We start from the raw sequence: 620 nt of genomic DNA, 5'->3' as shown, positions 1-620 counted from the left end.
GTTTTGCACCGGTGAGCGGACTGTCGAAGGCTTCTACCGCACCCGCAACGGCCTGGAGCAATCGGTCAGCCGTGGCCTGGCCTATGCCGAGTACGTCGACATGCTGTGGTGCGAGACCGGCAAGCCCGACCTGGCTTTCGCCAAGGCCTTCGCCGACGCCATCCACGCCAAGTTCCCGGGCAAGCTGCTGGCCTACAACTGCTCGCCGTCCTTCAACTGGAAGAAGAACCTGGACGACGCGACGATCGCCAAGTTCCAGCGCGAGCTCGGTGCCATGGGCTACAAGTTCCAGTTCATCACGCTGGCCGGCTTCCACAGCCTGAACTACTCCATGTTCGATCTGGCCTACGGCTACGCGCGCAACAACATGAGCGCCTTCGTCGAACTGCAGGAAAAGGAGTTCGCCGCCGCCGAGAAGGGCTTCACTGCCGTGAAGCACCAGCGCGAGGTCGGCACCGGCTACTTCGATGCCGTCACCACGACGATCGAAAAGGAATCCTCGACCGGCGCGCTCAAGGGCTCGACCGAGGACGAGCAGTTCTTCGACCAGAAGCACGGCTGAGGCCCTGAAGGCGTCGGCGTCGCGGCAGCCGTTGCGACGCAAGGCACCCGCGGTCCCG

1 pseudogene is annotated in these 620 nt (G+C 63.9%); it reads left to right on the top strand.

From position 1 onward, the window contains the following. A pseudogene (locus H0W38_RS20775) lies at positions 1-562 on the top strand (isocitrate lyase); the annotation flags it as partial. Positions 563-620 lie beyond the last annotated feature (58 nt).

Origin of the sequence: Methylibium sp. (genome assembly GCF_013817365.1) — a bacterium.
Taxonomy (GTDB): Bacteria; Pseudomonadota; Gammaproteobacteria; order Burkholderiales; family Burkholderiaceae_C; genus Methylibium.
This window is presented reverse-complemented; position numbering and strand designations above follow the sequence as displayed.